Here is a 16,484-nt window from a genome sequence, read left to right as displayed (position 1 = left end):
TCAACTAATAATGAGTCCAAAGGAAGGCTAGTTCCTAATTGTTATGATTCGGATAGTTAAAGGTTCTACCCTGCCAGGTACGAATTATAACTTCGTTTTCATTAATGTCCAATACATATTCCGGGTTAATCGGGGTTTTACCGTAACCTCCTGGTGCGTTGATAACATAAGTGGGGACGGCCAAGCCAGAAGTATAGCCCCGTAAATGCTTCATAATATCCAGGCCGGTATTGACCGGGCTAACAAAATGGGTAGTTCCTTTTACCTCTTTGGCCTGGAATAAATAGTAGGGGCGAACCCGGATTTTCAGCAATTCCTGGTTAAGTTTTTTCATAACATGGACATTATCGTTGATTCCTTTTAACAGAACAGCCTGGTTGCCCAAAACTACTCCTGCTCCAATGAGCCGGTCACAGGCCTGCTTGGCTTCCGGTGTTACTTCCAGCGGTGAATTAAATTGGGTATTAATATAAATGGGTGCATGCTTTTTTAGTACCGCACAAAGGTTGGCGGTTATTCTTTGTGGAAGTGTTACCGGTGTCCTGGTACCAATACGCTTAATTTCGACATGTGAAATGGCATCGAGTTCTCCCAGCAACCAGTCAAGTGTACGATCGCTAAGCATTAGAGCATCCCCACCGGTAATAAGAACATCCCGTATTTCAGAATTGTTTTTAATGTACTGCAGGGCAGCTTCCTGATCTTTACGGGTGGCATGGTTATCAGTTTCACCAAAATTTCTACGGCGCTGACAATGGCGGCAGTACATAGCACATTGATTGGTAACATTGATTATAAGTCGGTCGGGATAACGACGTGTAATACGGGGAGCAGGATTACTCATTTCTTCTCCCATGGGGTCATCCTCACCCTTATGTTCATTTATTTCATGCAGACTGGGGACAGACTGCTTGTAAATGGGTGACGCCGCATAATTTTTAAAATCGATTAAACTGAGATAATAGGGAGAAATAGCCCAGCGGACTTTTTTGGAAACCCTTTTAATTGTCTGAACTTCGAATTCATTTAAATCCAGAATGGAAGCCAGGACATTTCCATCATTGATACGATTCTTCATTTGCCAGGCCCAGTTATCCCAATCATTCTCGCTGGCCTGAAAGTACTTAAGGATATGTTCCTTATTGTGCAGATTTCGTTCATGTAATCGCATTCCCGTTTCAATAGTAGATTCGATGTCGAGATAGTCAGCAATTTCCTGTTTGAGCTCGCTTGCCCTGCATAAAGATACTTCGCGTTTTATCTCCTGGATTTCTTCATTTATCAAATCTTCTCTTAACAACAAAATCCCTCCTTGTTTACATTTTTTTGGAAACGAAGAGGGTGTATTACCTGTTCGGTTATAAATACTATACCCTCCCCAAAAAGCCTGCGAGGTTAGCTGACGGATTCGGGCAAGGGGATTGCCCTACCAGCAAAAGCCGGATTCACCCCAAAATTGGTTCCCCCGTTCCAGTTATTTAACTGGATTCGGCATGAATCTAATGAATCTATAAGATATCGTATCAATAATATTATAATACATATTGCGTATAGGGCAAATACATCAAAAAACAATTATTATTTACCTTCACCCATCTTTTTTGAAAGAAATCGATGTAATCACCGTTATATAACAATTAGCCCGTAGAATAAAGTAATATTGAATATCTGGAGTGAAAAGCATTTATTTTCTTCCAACTCTTATCCTCCAATAGCAAGTCATTTTATCCCCAGACGAATAAATTTTGCTTAAAGCATAGAAGCTAAAACTAAACAAGCCTGGAAAGGGGAGTCGTTTTTGAAAACACTTTGGAAAGGTGCGGTCAGCTTCGGCCTGGTTAATATTCCGGTAGGCATGTACTCGGCTACGGAGAACAAGGATTTGAAATTCCATTACCTGCATCAAGAATGTATGGCTCCGGTAAACTATAAAAAGGTCTGCTCAAAATGCAATAAGGAAATCAAAGCGGAAGAAATAGTCAAGGGCTACGAGTTTCAGAAAGGAAACTACGTTATTATCAGCGAAGAAGACCTGGCTCGCATCCCTCAGGAAAACACTAAAACCATTGATATATTGGATTTTATAAAATTAGAACAACTGGACCCGATTTATTTTGATAAAAGCTATTACCTGGAACCTGTTTCAGGTGGGGACAAAGCGTATACACTCATAGTTGAAGCCATGAAAAAGACAGGAAAAATTGCACTGGCCAAAATTATGATACGGTCAAAACAATCATTAGCGGTACTACGGGTGAAGGATGAGCATTTGATTATGGAAACCATCTTTTATCCGGATGAGATTAGATCCCCTGCTTCATTGGGAAAGGGGATCGGGGTAGAGAAGCTGCATGAGAAAGAAATAAAAATGGCGGTTAGCCTGATTGAGAATCTATCCATTGATTTCGACCCGGCAAGATATCAGGACAATTATCGTCAAGCTCTCTGGGAGATGATTGAGGCTAAAATCGCCGGAGAGGAATTTGTCAGCCCGGCCCCGGAACGGCAAGCCGGTAATGTAGTGGACCTAATGGAAGCTCTGAAGGCCAGTGTCAAGCTGGCTGAAGAGAACAAGAATGAGGGGAAGAAAAAGGGCAGCCCAAAGAAAGCGGCTAAAACCGGAAGTTAGCGATGGAAATATTCTTGCGAGAAATCCGCAGTATGGACCCGATAAATTGCGGGCAAGCTTTTGACAGCGAGGATTTTCTCTATCAGGTGAAATGGGATGGGGTGCGGATGCTGACTGCTGTTGCCGGAGAACAAGTCACCCTGCTTAACAAAAGGGGAAACCTGCGTAGCAGGCAGTATCCCGAGTTACAGAATCTGCCCAATTTGATCAAGGCCAGTACTGCGGTTTTGGATGGAGAAATCGTGGTGCTCCGTGAGGGCAAACCCAGCTTTCCAGCGGTGATGCAAAGAGATAACTGCCGGAATCCAATGAAGATTCAACATTTAAGTAAAACTCTGGCCATTTCCTATATGGTTTTCGATCTTCTTTATCTTAATGGTAGAGATTTAAGGTCAGCAAGCTTGGTAGACCGCCTCTCTCAGCTGGCGGAACTCTTTGATAATCAAGGCTGCCTTTATCTGGTGGAGAATTTTTCTCAGGGAACTATCCTTTTCAATTCGGTTCAGAGGGCGGGCTTGGAAGGGATAGTAGCCAAAAGAAAGAACAGTTTCTACCGCCCGGGAAAACAACATGATGATTGGTTTAAAATCAAATGTCGCCGCAGTCAGAATTGTCTGGTGGGGGGTTATACTTTACGAGGGAAACAAGTAAATGCTCTGTTATTGGGTGTTATGCGTGATAGAAGCTTAAGTTTTGCCGGTAAAGCCAGCAGTGGCCTGGATGCAGAGCAATTGCAAATACTGTCCGAGACCCTGCCTCGGTTGGAAGTGAAGGATTCTCCCTTTCCCGAGCCGACCCCGGCAGGTTCACATTATATCACCCCTCAATTGGCGGTAGAGGTTGAATATCTAGAGTGGACAGATTCTTTGCATCTTCGCTTTCCGGTGATAAAGTCCTTCATGAAAAATTCGGAAGCTGATTGCAATGTATAAAAGGGAAGTGAGGGGTAAGGGGTCAGCGTAAAAGATTACTATTTAATATTCGTTCAAGCACAATCAGATTCACTTTTCATCAATCCTTGTGTTCTCGGGGCATGGGGTTTAAAAGAAAGGAATAGAGTTATGGGCGAATCAGCAACGATAGCCATAGCGGGAAGAGAGATTAAGCTTACTAATCTGGACCGGGTTCTCTGGCCGGAAGACGGCTATTGCAAAAGAGATTTAGTGGAATACTATGCAGCGGTTTTTCCCTATATGCTTCCTCATCTAAGCGAGCGTCCGCTGGTCTTCACCCGCTATCCGCGGGGAATTGGAGAAAAATCATTTTATCAAAAAAATGCCCCGGAAGGCCTTCCGCAGTGGATAAAAACTTTCACCTGGACTGGCAGTGATGGCGACAGCAAAAACTATGTCCTGATACAGCAAACGGCAGATCTTATGTGCTTGGCCAATCTTGCCTGCATTGAAATTCATCCCTGGTTATCACAAATCAGCAGTATTGAATATCCTGATTTCATAGTATTTGACCTAGACCCTTCGGAGCAGAACACCTTTGGGCAAATTGTTAGTGTAACCCGCCTGTTGCAGGAATTAATGGAAAGTCTCGGCCTCCGGGTGTATCCCAAAACCTCAGGGGCCAAAGGGCTTCACCTTTACCTCCCCATAGCCAAAGGTTATACCTATAGCCAAATACGCCGTGTGGCCCAGGCGATGGCGGAGATGGTTTGCCAGGTGGTTCCCGATATTGCTACCACCGAGAGAGCCATGAAACGCCGGGGGCCTCGGATTTACCTGGACTACCTGCAAAACGGCCTGGGCAAAACTGTCTGTGCTGCTTACAGCGTTCGTCCTCATAAGGGCGCTCCCTGTTCCACCCCGATTGAGTGGCAGGAACTTGAGTCTGTAAGACCAGATCAGTTTACGATTAAAACCCTGCCGGAGCGACTTCAGCAGGTAGGCGATTTATTCGCTGATGTTTTATACGACCGCCAGGATCTAAAAAAAGCCATGGCGACATTGGGGGTTTATTAGCGTTCAAAGGATTATTATTCTAACCCCAATTCATTTTTCAATGCTTTTTGTAAGGTTTGAGAGAAATTTATACCGGCTTTTTCGGCTTTGGTATTTAACCAATTAGGAATACTTAAGGTTTTCTTTACCGCATGGTTATCGTTCTCGCGACGGTATTCAACTGTATCAATATCAATTAGATTAATGAAGCTGTTTGCTTCACAAGGAATATCTTTAATCTTGCCTGGTGTAGGAATTATTTCATCCTTGTTTTCGGCGTCCACCAGCCACATAGAAATGGCATCACGTGCCATTTCTATAGCTTCAACAAGCGAGTCCCCGAAGGTGAAACACCCGGGCAAATCGGGTACAGCTACAGTATAGCTGTTTTTTTTATCTATGGTGAATACAGCGGGATAAACATATTTCATAATTATAACCATTCCTTTCTTGAGGCACAAAACGTCATGAAAGATTTCTTTCAGACTTATTCTCCTTTCAAAGTAGTTAATTACCCCCAGGATCGGATTTATTTTAGTCCTGCTGCCTTGAGGATATTATTCAGGGTGCCTATTGGGATTTCTTTTTTATGTCTTGGTATAGGTATCTTAATTCCAGGTTTATCAGGATTAGTAGCCAGGTGGTGTTTTCTACCTTCTTCTATATACCATCCATTTTCCTTTAATAATTTAGGATTTCCCGCTCTGTCATGTTAAATCCTCCTGTTGTCTGATAGCATAATACGTAATAATACGTACGTCAATATTTCTTAAGCATAAAGATACAAAATATTTTATTTGGAATAGCAGCAGTTTACCTTTTTTCGTGAGAAAAACCAGCTTGTCAGCGTCCTGACACACCAGCTTTTTCTCGTGCATTCTCATTGCTATACAGCCAATGGATTTATAATACATATTAGGTCATGATTTGCTGGTCAATGGCTGTTGCCAGGGGCTTGCTTTGCGGGCCGAAGAATACGGTAACGGCAATATTATTACGGACAAACAGTACGCTCTGCCCAGCAACGGTAAATGATATATCGCCGGCTACCGGCGGATCGTTTCTTATGATATCGGGATTACTTATTTTCGATAATCTTTCCACCAGCACTTCCCGGGCGGTGTGTTCATCATCAGCCACATTAATATCCACCGTATAATCCCGGCCATCTGCCGCAGTTATCTGCCAGATCTTTTGCGAAGCAATGTCTTCTATCAATTTGGCATCTTTAATTAGGTTTACAGCCGAGAATCGAGGGGTAAAATCCTGCCGGGCGGGTCGATTGCTTATCGGCAAATCATCCAGCCCAAATTGCGCCCGAATCATCTTCTTGAATTTGGCTAATGAAGAATTGTCAATACTCTTTCTTTCCATGCTCGTTACCTCGCTGCTTATTCCGACCGGTTCCAGTGCCATTAAATACATGTTGACCACTTGCTGATCTTTTACCAGGCGTTCCCGGTAAAACGCTCCTTTATAGGGGGTGTTAACCGGAACATTTACTTTGGGGCTGCTGGTTTGGGCATAGGCATAGTTCGCCGGCAGATAAGCTGTTTTCCCGCTTACATCGCTCTGACCCGGGTATTGGCTCTGATCCACTTTCAAACAAGCATCATAGATGCCGATATCCTGACGGGCGGTGGGCTCGCTTAGGGTAATTTCATGATAGGAAAACCCGCCCCCAAAAGGAACTATCCAGTTAGGATTTTCATTGTCACAGCCAATGGGTATTATTTTGTTAAGATTAAAATTGCTAAACATTATATTGGTATAAGCATGAACTCCGGCTGATGCCGCCAGAGTGGCAACAAGATTGGCGCAGTCAGTGCAATTGAGGGGTTTGCGGGTAGGACTGCTGCGATCATTCAAGTATTTGCTCATTTTAACCCGACGCTGATCATCGGTATAGAATGAAGCCCCACGCGTAGTATCATATCTGAATGATGACGAATTATTGTGGGAAGTTGTGAGCGCACCGATCACATCCGTTGATGCAGGCGGAACCATCTTTATCAAAACATCAATCACATCAGTCCATACATAAGTGATATCCCCGGCGTTATAGGCGCCGGCGGCACTGTTCCAGGGGTGTTTGGGAGTGTTCGGCAGGGTGTAAACCAGGTGATTGGAATTGATTATAAACTTGCTTTGCTTGTTGTCCAGATCCTGGAATGACCATTTCCAGGTGTTGCTGTTTTTGCTTATGGAGGCATTCTTGATAAGATCAGACAGGCTCAGATTAACATCGATGGTTTTAGTTTCATTTTTGGCAATATTGATTTCATTCGTACTTACATTCCCCAGCAGCGGATGGGCGCTGTCCAGCTCCTGCGCCGACAGCTTGCAGCGCAGGGATTCAGCCGTCGAGGATACGAATTTGACCGTGATGGTCAGACGGGGGTTGGTCAGCAAGGCCGGTATGAATACTCCGCTCATGTTAATCTGCTCATTACTGCCTTTGCTGAATTCCATGCTTACCGGAGCATTGCTCTGGTTGCTGCGAAAATGAATACTACCCAGGGAGGGGTCGGCATCGTGATCAAACTTCAATGAAACTATCTGCAGTTCGCCGTCAGCCGCAGGACGTTTTTTGTCTTGCGCAATGATTAACGCAGCTACTACTGCAACTGTGGCAGATGCGGCTACTACTCCCCAGAAGACCGGTGATTGCAATAGAGTACCGAAACCGGCGGTTATGCCCCCGCAGCTGAAAAAGGACATGGCCCCGGCGCGTCCGGTTTGGGCCGCAATCTGTACTGGTCTGGCTTCGGCTACTTCTTCCATAGGGACTTCCTGATACTCTACTCCCCGGATGCGGCGGCGGCGAAGTCCTGTTGACCCCAGCATCCACATGCCGGCGCTGCCGGCTGCCTGAACCCCATATACGGAGTGAGTGACCTCCTCGCTGGTTTTGCTGTCGGTTTCCATTTGCCACTGCTGTTCGGGAGTCAATGTGCCCCACAGGGGATCTTCTTCGGTGGGGATAAAACAGGCAACCCCTTTCTCGCAGTCCAGTGGATTGGTGTTTTCCGCCAGGACAAACCGGACGTTGCGTACCAGGGCAATCGGCTTGTTATATACGATTTCCTGGGGATACTGCTGGGCCATAAACATATTGGATACTATGTGCGGGTCAAATATGAAGGGGGGATTGTCAATATAGCTGTTGATCTTTTCCGGGCTTAAAGCCTCATCAAACTCAGCCATATAGTCAATATATCCTTTGTAGCCCACCGTGTAGTCAGGCCGTCCGTCAATAGTGCGGGCACCGATAACGGCAGTCTCCCTGCCGGCCAGCGGGCGGGTGGCGGTACCGCTATTGTCGGCAGTGCCATCTACATACAGGGTTACATGGTTATGGGCTACTGTAACCGCGAAATCACCCCACTGATCAGGCAGTAACTCCCGCTCGGAAACAATTGACGCAGTACCGTTGGCAAAAACCAGCTTGAAGTTGTTGGATGCAGTTTTCTGCAGGAGAATCTCCAAACCGCTGCTTCTATCATCACGGCGGTTGGAATACAGACAGATCTGCGCCAGTTGGGTACGCTGCGGGAAAACCTTGCCAATGATGGAATAGGCGGTGGGTTCAGTGGACAGGTTATTGGTCAGCAGAGCACAGCCGCTGCCGTCCCAGGCGGTGCAAGCCACCAGATTGACGATTGCAGATCTGTGTTTGGTATTATCTCCTGCTATCCAGATATTAAGCTGGCTCTTGCTTCTATCAAGCGGTTGGCGCTGGGAGAAATCCAGCCAGGCCACACAGTGCTCGGATGAAGTCAGCGGATTGGCGGCAGCGGCCAGAATTTGCTCCGGCGACAGGACCTGGTCGTGAACCTGAATGGCAGTAACATACCCGTTATGACCGCAGCCTATGTCATAATTATTATTGTTGACTGCCGCTGTTCCGGTTTTGGTCTGTTTTAAAACCGGATAGCCCTGCAAATACAGGGCTGTATCGGTTCCATCATAGCTTATCGCGGCGTAATAGAAATACTGGGGGACCAGCTTTACCTCGTTCGGATAATCGGTTTTTAAACTGCAGAAGCCGGGAGCGTTGAAATATATCATGCCTTCCTCTATGCCCAGCTCAAAGACGCCTTCCTGCCGGTACAGGACTCCCCGCGAGCTGTCACTGAGCAGGCTGAAAAACACCTGCAGCGTGAACGGGCGGGATCCGCCCAGGGTGAAATCCGGGATGGGGTTATGCTGCATATAACTGTCGTTATACGTTCTCAGCCCATTGATGTTTTTGCGGTTAATATTTTTCATGGTTCAGCACCTCTTTTATGGCCGCCTGCCAGTTGCGGCTCAGTTTTTCACTTTCAGCAATAACCTCGGCGGGAACATCAATATTCTCGATTTGGTTCAGGTAATCGATAGCCAACCCCTGGGCGTAGTTGTCGCCTACCACAAATCCGTTGCAGATCATGGTGTGCGCTTCGCCGCTCAGATCCAGGTTGAAGATTCTCTTTCCGAAAGCGAGCGGATAAGCGTATTTTATGCGGCTGTAGCTGCCGTCCTCCATCAGCAGTTCATCGCGGTCGTTCAGCAGGATAAGCGGTTTGGAACCATTTCTGCTTATGAAGGGGTGATCCCGGGTGGCATAAATCTCCGCGTCATTGTCAGCCCGCAGGCAATACAGGGTTTCATCGGTACCGCTCCACACGTTGGTGACGGTGGCAGGCATCCCTTGAGTATTGGCCATCACCTGGTCGCCTATCCGCACCTCTTGGATCTTCCGGGCGATTCCATCGGCCATCCGCACCAGGGTATCTTCCGCCAGGCAGCCCCAGTACAGATGTATCTTGGAAATCTGTTTGTAGTGGGGACTGGGCTGGGAAATCGGATAACTGGAAACCTTTAAGAGGTGTTCCTGATTATCTTCATGGACATAGAATATAGCCTCCATATCAAATTTGTAGGCGCGATTGCCCGCAATTACGCTTTCGGTAATATAATTGTTCCAATACTGGTTAAACGTCCAGTTAAAACCGCCTGCCTGGGCCTGGAATTGCGGAGCGTCGCCATTATAGAAAAGGCCGCCAAAGCCTTCGCAGTTCAAAATTATCCCTACACTGTTGGGCTTGACCCGATCAAAGGTGTAGCCGCCGGCCAGTACCACCTGGCCCCGGTTGTCCAGATACAGCTTCTGATGTCTTTCCGGGGTACGAGCTTCCGGATAGCTGTAATCGATTTTTTCGGCAGCTATAGGAGTGCGGGCATAACAAACCCCGATGTCGTCAGCCGGGCCGGATTTTTTATGAACGGGGTCGGTGATATCGATATGGTCTATAACCTCAGCCACCGAGGTCAGCAAGGTGCTCTCAGTTATATAGGAGTTTAATAAATTGCTGTTGGCAAATTCCCAGGTGGCATGCAAAATCGCCTTGATATTGTGGTTGGGCAGATTCACCTGCTCAACCGTACAGGTAATGGTGAGATTTTTATGCCCGTTGCCGAATGCCGTATTGCAGCCGATAATATTATTCCCGTCATACAGGGTCAAGGTTACAAACATGCGCAGCGCAAATTGGGTCAGACAAACCGTGCCGAAGGAAGTGAGTTTTTGCCCGGCCTGGTCATAGGTGATGTCATTGACCATACAGCTATCTACAAAACCTTTGGCTGCGGATGAATCCCGATAATGATCAACATAGTGCTGACGAGTGTTGACAGCCAGCGCATATAATTGCGGGTATTCCTGCTGGAAATGGTCAACTCCGCCGCACATGGCACAGAAGCAATCGTAATCCTCTTCACGGGCAAAATTCAAGGGCATGGATCGGTTACGCTGCAGGTTGTGCGCCTGGGTTGTTTTGTATAGTGATGCAAAGTAGTCCTGCATTATAATCCCCTCTTTCATAATTTGTTTTCATTAATATAGCATTAATTCCAGCAAATATCATTTATTTTTACTCTCCTCTTGCTTACACTTTTTTGGTGTCATTTCTTTCTTTGACTCAATCCGGAGATGTTATGGTTTTGTTCAGTTTCTGAAGAACAGGAGGTTTGTTTCGGGAAAGAAAGATGCTTGGGAAATATATGCAAAAGAACTCTAAATGTAAAAAAATGCATATAAATTAATGTCAAAACAGGCGCCAAAATTTGTGTCAAATAAAAAAGCACTTCCAATAAATCCTTGAAAGTGCCGATTTTACTTATGGTACGCCCGAGAGGAATCGAACCTCCGCACCCGGCTCCGGAGGCCGGTGCTCTATCCACTGAGCTACGGGCGCATAATTATTGCATAGCAATTATAGCAGAATATTATCGGCAGGTCAAAAACCACAAAAACTACCTCCAGAGATTTGCAGCTGCTTGAAATAGGGATGCAGTTCCTGTGGATGCCAGCAGCCGGAAACTACTCTGGGGATTCCGTACTTCTTGCTGGCTCGCGTTCCAGCAGGGAAAGTAAAAAAGCCAGGATACATATTATCGCGGCTATTCTATAAACCGAATGGGCGGCTCCGGCATAGGCGGCGATATAGCTGGTTTTCTGCTGGTAAAGGCTGAGGAAGTAAGCAAAAGCACTGACCGAGGCGGCAACACCCAGGGAGAAGGAAAAGTTTCTGACTGTAGCCATGAATCCGCCAGCATAGCCAGCTTTTTCACGCGGAATGGACCCCAGGATGGAGCTGCTGTTGGGGGAACCGAAGGAGCCCATACCAACTCCCATCAACAGCAGACTACCGGCAACTTTTAACAGGCCGCTCTCTTGCTCCAAAGTAGACAATAGCAGGTAGGCAGAGGTCATAAAGAGAAAAGATAAGGGGGTAATCCTTCTATTGCCGATGCGGTCGGAAAGAGCTCCGGCGAGGGGAGCGGTTATGGCCATGGTAACCGGTGGTATGGTCATAATCAAACCGGAAAAGGCCGGGGGGTAATGCAAGAGGTTTTCCAGAAAAAACGGCATAAGGAAAAAAACCGAGGTCTGGGCACTGTAAGCGGCGAAGGCCAAAAGGTTGCCATGAGAAAAGTTTTTTATTTTAAATAGCTCTAAATCCAGTATGGCGTCAGAAATTCTTTTTTCATAAAGGTAGAACAAGAGCATAATTAAAAGCCCCAGGCTGAATAGTTTCCATTCAATACCATGGCTTCCGGAGAAGGAAAGCAGCAAGATGATGGTTGACAGGGCAAATAGCAGCAGTCCCCCCAGGTCGTGCTTCTTCGGGGCAAGGCTTTTTGCTTGTTGGGGCAAATACCTCATGCCCAGGTAAAAGGCGAGGATTCCGATGGGAACATTGATGAGAAATATCACCGGCCAAGTGAAGTTGGCTATTAGAATTCCCCCTAAACTGGGACCGGTCATATTCCCTACACCTACTATGCTGCCGGTAATGCCCAGAGCTTTACCCCTCTCTCCGGGGGGGAAGGCATTGGAGACTATCCCGATTCCAGTTGCCATCATCATACTGGCCCCTATGGCCTGTATAACCCGAGCGGCCACTAAATAAGCCAGGGAAGGGGAGAGGCTGCATAATAAGGAGCCTATGGTGAAAATAAGGAAACCGTAAGAGTATATTTTACTACTACCCAGCATATCTCCCAGCTTGCCAAAGAAAAGCAGGGAAGTGGTGATTACGAGCATATAAGCTGTTACCACCCATTGAATCTCCCGCATGCTGACCGAAAGCTCCCGGGCAATAGTGGGATTGGCGATATTTAAAATACTACCATCGACCGTGGACATAAATATGCCGATGCAAATAATTATTAACACACGCCATTTTTCTTCTAGCTTCATTGCTTTCCTTTCCGGGTAAACAATTTTCACAACCATAGTTAATTGGAATATAGTGAACAATTGTGCTTATTATAACAGTTTCCGGGCTAGAAAATCACCAGTTAACAGCTTTCAGAATAAAATCAATGTACTGTAATAATGCTGAACGGGCAATTTTTGATAAGAGGGTGTGGCTCCGATTTTAGCTTTCTAAAAATGAAGGAGTGGATGGCTATGACTCTTACCCAACTGGCATTAGCGGCAATATTGACGGAAAAACTATGGGAAAGTTTAAAGCTGATATGGGAAAAGAAGAAGTTGAGCATTGACAGGGTGGGTGCTCTTGTTCTGGGGATTACCATAGCTTTGGGAACTGGAATAGATTTGTTTGCCACCGTTGGACTGCCTATTAATATTCCCTATCTAGGCTTGATTCTAACCGGGATAATTATTTCCCGGGGGGCTAATTTTATTCACGATTTATTTAAAATAACGGAAGAGGTGAAAGTAAAAAGAAAAGCAGAAAATGGAAAGTTTAAGAACCTATCACTGCAATAATGGCATCAGCGAGGTAGCGAACTGCTTTTTGAGCGGCATCCAGGGAATTGCTTTCGGTTCCAACTTCAAATATGAGAGAAGTAGGGTAGAGATCTTGATTATAATCCCCCTGCCCCAAATAAATACCGCGCATTAGACCTGGATGCAGATCGTCCGCAGCGGCCTTGATGCTCCGGGCAAAGTTAAGATTAGGGTTAAGGTTAGGATTGGAGCGTCCAATAACTATCATTACCCGGGCAGTATCTATACCGTTGATAGTAGTGGCATATGAACTTAAGGGGGCTGAATCTCGATGTATGTCAAAAGATGCATCCGGCCTTTCTTTCAACAATTGGGTAACGGTGCGCCGGGAGCGGTGATAGGCATTAATATCATGCGGGTCGTGGGGATTATAACTGTGGTGAACACTTATACCGGCTTTGGTCAGGGATTCAGCCAGGGCTGCTCCTACCTGAAAGATATCACCATTACCAGGTTTACCCGGGCGGCCTGAATCAGGTAGATACGATTCATCACTATGAGTGTGATAAATTACCACATGATGAGGATTTAGCAGGGCCTGAGCTTCTACCGTATGGGGATAGGTGATGGAGGCGGCATTCAGCTTTTGGCTGACAGAATTAAGCTCTGACTTGTCAATATCCTTTTTCCTGGCCACGGCATTGCTACCACTAATACTTATTATGACATAGTGCAAGTTATCCTCACTGATATATTCGTCCTGCTCATAAACCGGAATGCCTGTTTCCAGGATTACTTTTCCTTCACTATCCCGAATGGTAACATAGCTGGCCCTTTGAGAATTAAGGTCATTGCCGGGTTGGGGTTTGCTTTGTGGAGAGTAGGCGGTGTGTATTACATAGGCTCCTACCATTAGTACCATAAGTACAGCAAAAAAAAGCCAGATATATCTTTTAGTGATAGTATCCATGTAAAAACCGCCTTTTCACAATCTTTGTTTGTATTATGTGAAAAAAGCGCTGGTCTTATGTGAGAGTTTCAGAAATTATTTATTCGATTTAATAAGGATCCCAGCTAGCCAGGTATTTCTCTTGCTCGGAGCTTAGCTCGTCAATTCTTACACCTTCTGCCTCCAATCTTAAGCAGGCTACCCTTTGGTCTATACTGTCCGGGACATTATATACCTTGTTTTCCAATCGAGACCTGTTTTCAATTACATATAGCAGAGACAAAGCCTGCAGGGAAAAACTCAAGTCCATTACTTCAGCCGGATGACCATCGCCAGCGGCCAGGTTAACCAGACGACCTTCCGCCAGTAGATAGAGTCTGCGGCCATCTGCCAGTTTGAACTCTTCAATGTTGTTTCTAACTATTCTTCGGCTTACGGCTAAAGCAGCCAAATCATTTTTGTTGATTTCCACATCGAAATGTCCCGCATTGGCCATTATGGCTTTATCCTTCATTACTGCTATGTGTTCTTTACGAATCACATTTATATTTCCGGTAACAGTAATGAAGATATCTCCCAGGGTAGCAGCGGTTGACATAGGCATTACTTCAAAGCCATCCATAATAGCTTCATTGGCTTTAATCGGGTCGATTTCAGTAATAATTATCCGGGCTCCCATACCCAGAGCTCGCATGGATACACCTTTGCCGCACCAGCCGTAACCGGCTACCACTACATTTTTCCCGGCTACCACCAGGTTGGTGCTGCGGTTGATCCCATCCCATACTGATTGGCCGGTACCATAGCGATTATCAAAAAGATATTTCATATAGGCATCATTTACTGCCATCATCGGAAAAGGAAGAGCCTTATCCTTTTCCATAGATTTTAAGCGTATTATACCGGTCGTGGTTTCTTCACAGCCACCTATAAGCTTTTGAGCCTGTTCGGGGCGCTGCTTGATAAGGGTCGTAACCATATCAGCTCCGTCATCAATAAGAGCATCGGGACAAGTATCCAGAGTTAATTCCAGGTAGCGCTGGTATTCTTCCGGGCTCTCGCCATGAAGGGCGAAAACGGTAATACCGGACTCTACCAGTGCGGCGACTACATCATCCTGGGTGGAGAGAGGGTTGCTGGCACAAGCTATAACCCGGGCTCCGGCTACCTGCAAAGTCTGCAGCAGATAGCCGGTCTTGGCCTCAAGATGCAGGCAGCAAGCTATGGTTTTTCCAGCCAGGGGTTTTTTCTCGGCAAATTCCTCTCTCAATTTATTAAGAACAGGCATATTATTACTAACCCATTCTAACTTTTTAAAACCATCAGGGGCCAGGGAGCAGTCTTTAATAATGGAAAGGCTGCTGGCATCCGTTTTTAAAAGGGCATTCATTTTGGACCTCCTATTATATTTGATTAAAATTCTAGCAATAGAGATTATTTCAAAAGGCTAAAGCAGGAGACATCCATATTATAAACAAAATGCCTGGTATAGGAAAGTACAAAAGATAAAGAGGCTACTTCCATTCTTCATACCAGTGGTAGTCATGCTTTTTGGCCCCATACTTTTTGGCATTTTTAATATTGTAATATTCAGTGTTGCCAAAATAGACATCAAACCAGTAAGGGTAGTTCCCCCACAAACCATAATGGATGTCGCCCGTATCCATGACTACCAGCGAATGATACTTGTTCCCGTTAATTTCAAGGGGAGGGGAGGGATAAACAACTGTTCCAAAAGGAATTATAGGTACTCGGGGGTCATAACCAGGGTAACGAGGATGTACCGCAATACCGCCAGTGAAGTAGTACTGTCCGTTAGCTGGTCTCGGTGCATTGATTTCTTCGGTATAAGCGGTTGTCTGCTGTTGTTTGGCGGTAAATTGCACATACCACTTTTCTGCTGGGGAATTATCTTTTTGTTGTATTGGTGTTTTACTTTGTGGTTTTTGTGGCGAACTTTTGTTTCCGTTAATATTAGCGTAAACGATAGTTATGATCATAACTATAAATATTAGTAAAGCAGTAATTATGAGCATTCTTTTATTATTATTAAGCATTGTATTTCCTCCCTCCATTTTAATTAATTTGTATCAGCCAGAGAAATAATATTTATGGAGGATGGAAGAATATTTGCTCAATTTACCCAGACTTTTGGCTATGGTAGAGGAAAGTAGACGATTGCATTTTATTTCATTGGAATAATATTAGTAATGATTATGAGAGGGCCAAGTTTATGCTATAATGGCAAGAAATTACCTTAAAGGAGAATGATATTAAAATGCAAAACCAGGGTATTGATGAGGAGTTGTTTCGCTATATTGCAGATTCAATTGGTGATACCCCCTATTACAAACTGCTGGGCATCCAGGTCATCAAAATTGGCCCAGGTTTAGCTGAATTGTCGGTAAAGGTTGACCTCAAACATACCAACCCTTTGGGAGTTACCCATGGGGGCTTAATGATGTCCTTGGCGGATGCAGCCATGGGCAATGCCATCAGGAGCCTGGGTATCAAAGCAGTAACGGTAGATTGTTCCACGGGCTTTATCGCCTCAGCCCAGCAGGGGGAAACGGTAATTGCTCGCGGAGAAGTGTTAAGAGCGGGAAAAAACATGCTTTTTGCTCAGGCGGAAGTACGCGCCGGCAATCGACTCCTATCCAACAGTAAGGCCAGCTATTTTAAAACTGGAGAAATGGATTTGAATAACTAATC

At 45.5% G+C, this 16,484-nt stretch carries 14 protein-coding genes, 1 tRNA gene and 1 riboswitch; of the genes, 5 read left to right on the top strand and 10 right to left on the bottom strand.

Annotated features, from left to right (window positions below; translation table 11 throughout):
• Positions 1 to 34: 34 nt before the first annotated feature.
• Positions 35 to 1,303, bottom strand: a complete 1,269-nt coding sequence (eam, locus tag AWB54_RS11570) for a glutamate 2,3-aminomutase (RefSeq protein WP_174520066.1) — start codon at positions 1,301 to 1,303, stop codon at positions 35 to 37.
• A gap of 66 nt (positions 1,304 to 1,369) precedes the next feature.
• Positions 1,370 to 1,504: riboswitch (cyclic di-AMP (ydaO/yuaA leader) on the bottom strand.
• Positions 1,505 to 1,798: 294 nt separating this feature from the next.
• Between eam and ku the strand changes: the two genes are divergently transcribed.
• From ku to ligD (AWB54_RS11555), 3 genes are all read left to right on the top strand, one after another.
• Positions 1,799 to 2,629, top strand: a complete 831-nt coding sequence (gene ku / locus AWB54_RS11565; protein ID WP_061214760.1) for a non-homologous end joining protein Ku — start codon at positions 1,799 to 1,801, stop codon at positions 2,627 to 2,629.
• Positions 2,630 to 2,631: 2 nt separating this feature from the next.
• On the top strand, positions 2,632 to 3,561 hold the full coding sequence (ligD, locus tag AWB54_RS11560) for a non-homologous end-joining DNA ligase (RefSeq protein WP_061214759.1): 930 nt from the start codon (positions 2,632 to 2,634) through the stop codon (positions 3,559 to 3,561).
• A 129-nt stretch (positions 3,562 to 3,690) separates the two neighbouring features.
• Positions 3,691 to 4,599, top strand: a complete 909-nt coding sequence (gene ligD, locus AWB54_RS11555; RefSeq protein ID WP_061214758.1) for a non-homologous end-joining DNA ligase — start codon at positions 3,691 to 3,693, stop codon at positions 4,597 to 4,599.
• A 14-nt stretch (positions 4,600 to 4,613) separates the two neighbouring features.
• Here ligD (AWB54_RS11555) and AWB54_RS11550 read toward each other — a convergent pair whose 3' ends face one another.
• From AWB54_RS11550 to AWB54_RS11525, 6 genes are all read right to left on the bottom strand, one after another.
• The gene (locus AWB54_RS11550) at positions 4,614 to 5,009 is read right to left on the bottom strand and encodes a type II toxin-antitoxin system HicB family antitoxin (protein WP_061214776.1); all 396 of its coding nucleotides are present in this window, start codon (positions 5,007 to 5,009) and stop codon (positions 4,614 to 4,616) included.
• Between the two features lie 98 nt (positions 5,010 to 5,107).
• Positions 5,108 to 5,218 carry a type II toxin-antitoxin system HicA family toxin gene (locus AWB54_RS16390; RefSeq protein ID WP_235811175.1) on the bottom strand — a complete coding sequence of 37 codons (111 nt, stop codon included), beginning with the start codon at positions 5,216 to 5,218 and terminating at the stop codon, positions 5,108 to 5,110.
• A 275-nt stretch (positions 5,219 to 5,493) separates the two neighbouring features.
• Positions 5,494 to 8,850, bottom strand: a complete 3,357-nt coding sequence (locus tag AWB54_RS11540) for a LamG-like jellyroll fold domain-containing protein (RefSeq protein WP_061214756.1) — start codon at positions 8,848 to 8,850, stop codon at positions 5,494 to 5,496.
• Positions 8,837 to 10,426: a Hint domain-containing protein gene (locus AWB54_RS11535; protein ID WP_061214755.1), complete on the bottom strand. Its 1,590-nt coding sequence runs from the start codon at positions 10,424 to 10,426 to the stop codon at positions 8,837 to 8,839. The genes AWB54_RS11540 and AWB54_RS11535 overlap by 14 nt, the downstream gene beginning before the upstream one ends.
• Before the next feature lie 316 nt (positions 10,427 to 10,742).
• A tRNA-Arg gene (locus AWB54_RS11530) sits at positions 10,743 to 10,817 on the bottom strand.
• Between the two features lie 125 nt (positions 10,818 to 10,942).
• Complete coding sequence (locus AWB54_RS11525; protein ID WP_061214754.1) at positions 10,943 to 12,325, bottom strand: MFS transporter; 1,383 nt, start codon at positions 12,323 to 12,325, stop codon at positions 10,943 to 10,945.
• 213 nt (positions 12,326 to 12,538) lie between these two features.
• On the opposite strand from AWB54_RS11525, the gene AWB54_RS11520 reads away from it, so the two are divergent.
• Positions 12,539 to 12,862, top strand: a complete 324-nt coding sequence (locus AWB54_RS11520) for a MurR/RpiR family transcriptional regulator (protein WP_174520065.1) — start codon at positions 12,539 to 12,541, stop codon at positions 12,860 to 12,862.
• Here the strand turns inward: AWB54_RS11520 and spoIIP are convergent.
• The 3 genes from spoIIP to AWB54_RS11505 all read right to left on the bottom strand — a co-directional run bounded on the left by spoIIP (position 12,840) and on the right by AWB54_RS11505 (position 15,829).
• Positions 12,840 to 13,793, bottom strand: a complete 954-nt coding sequence (spoIIP, locus tag AWB54_RS11515; RefSeq protein WP_061214753.1) for a stage II sporulation protein P — start codon at positions 13,791 to 13,793, stop codon at positions 12,840 to 12,842. The genes AWB54_RS11520 and spoIIP overlap by 23 nt on opposite strands.
• Positions 13,794 to 13,881: 88 nt before the next feature.
• Positions 13,882 to 15,162 carry an adenosylhomocysteinase gene (locus tag AWB54_RS11510; RefSeq protein ID WP_061214752.1) on the bottom strand — a complete coding sequence of 427 codons (1,281 nt, stop codon included), beginning with the start codon at positions 15,160 to 15,162 and terminating at the stop codon, positions 13,882 to 13,884.
• 124 nt (positions 15,163 to 15,286) lie between these two features.
• Positions 15,287 to 15,829, bottom strand: a complete 543-nt coding sequence (locus AWB54_RS11505) for a hypothetical protein (RefSeq protein ID WP_061214751.1) — start codon at positions 15,827 to 15,829, stop codon at positions 15,287 to 15,289.
• A 221-nt stretch (positions 15,830 to 16,050) separates the two neighbouring features.
• Between AWB54_RS11505 and AWB54_RS11500 the strand changes: the two genes are divergently transcribed.
• Positions 16,051 to 16,482, top strand: coding sequence for a PaaI family thioesterase (locus AWB54_RS11500; RefSeq protein WP_061214750.1), 432 nt, complete (start codon positions 16,051 to 16,053; stop codon positions 16,480 to 16,482).
• The last annotated feature ends 2 nt before the right edge of the window (positions 16,483 to 16,484 follow it).

Source organism: Syntrophomonas wolfei subsp. methylbutyratica, assembly GCF_001570625.1.
Taxonomy (GTDB): Bacteria; Bacillota; Syntrophomonadia; order Syntrophomonadales; family Syntrophomonadaceae; genus Syntrophomonas; species Syntrophomonas methylbutyratica.
This window is presented reverse-complemented; position numbering and strand designations above follow the sequence as displayed.

Excerpts from the sequence above, each read along its gene's own strand:
- ligD (WP_061214759.1), top strand. The coding sequence starts at position 2,632 with ATGGAAATATTCTTGCGAGAAATCCGCAGTATGGACCCGATAAATTGC.
- ligD (WP_061214758.1), top strand. The coding sequence starts at position 3,691 with ATGGGCGAATCAGCAACGATAGCCATAGCGGGAAGAGAGATTAAGCTT.
- AWB54_RS11550 (WP_061214776.1), bottom strand. The coding sequence starts at position 5,009 with ATGAAATATGTTTATCCCGCTGTATTCACCATAGATAAAAAAAACAGC.
- AWB54_RS11540 (WP_061214756.1), bottom strand. The coding sequence starts at position 8,850 with ATGAAAAATATTAACCGCAAAAACATCAATGGGCTGAGAACGTATAAC.
- AWB54_RS11535 (WP_061214755.1), bottom strand. The coding sequence starts at position 10,426 with ATGCAGGACTACTTTGCATCACTATACAAAACAACCCAGGCGCACAAC.
- AWB54_RS11525 (WP_061214754.1), bottom strand. The coding sequence starts at position 12,325 with ATGAAGCTAGAAGAAAAATGGCGTGTGTTAATAATTATTTGCATCGGC.
- AWB54_RS11520 (WP_174520065.1), top strand. The coding sequence starts at position 12,539 with ATGACTCTTACCCAACTGGCATTAGCGGCAATATTGACGGAAAAACTA.
- spoIIP (WP_061214753.1), bottom strand. The coding sequence starts at position 13,793 with ATGGATACTATCACTAAAAGATATATCTGGCTTTTTTTTGCTGTACTT.
- AWB54_RS11510 (WP_061214752.1), bottom strand. The coding sequence starts at position 15,162 with ATGAATGCCCTTTTAAAAACGGATGCCAGCAGCCTTTCCATTATTAAA.
- AWB54_RS11505 (WP_061214751.1), bottom strand. The coding sequence starts at position 15,829 with ATGCTTAATAATAATAAAAGAATGCTCATAATTACTGCTTTACTAATA.
- AWB54_RS11500 (WP_061214750.1), top strand. The coding sequence starts at position 16,051 with ATGCAAAACCAGGGTATTGATGAGGAGTTGTTTCGCTATATTGCAGAT.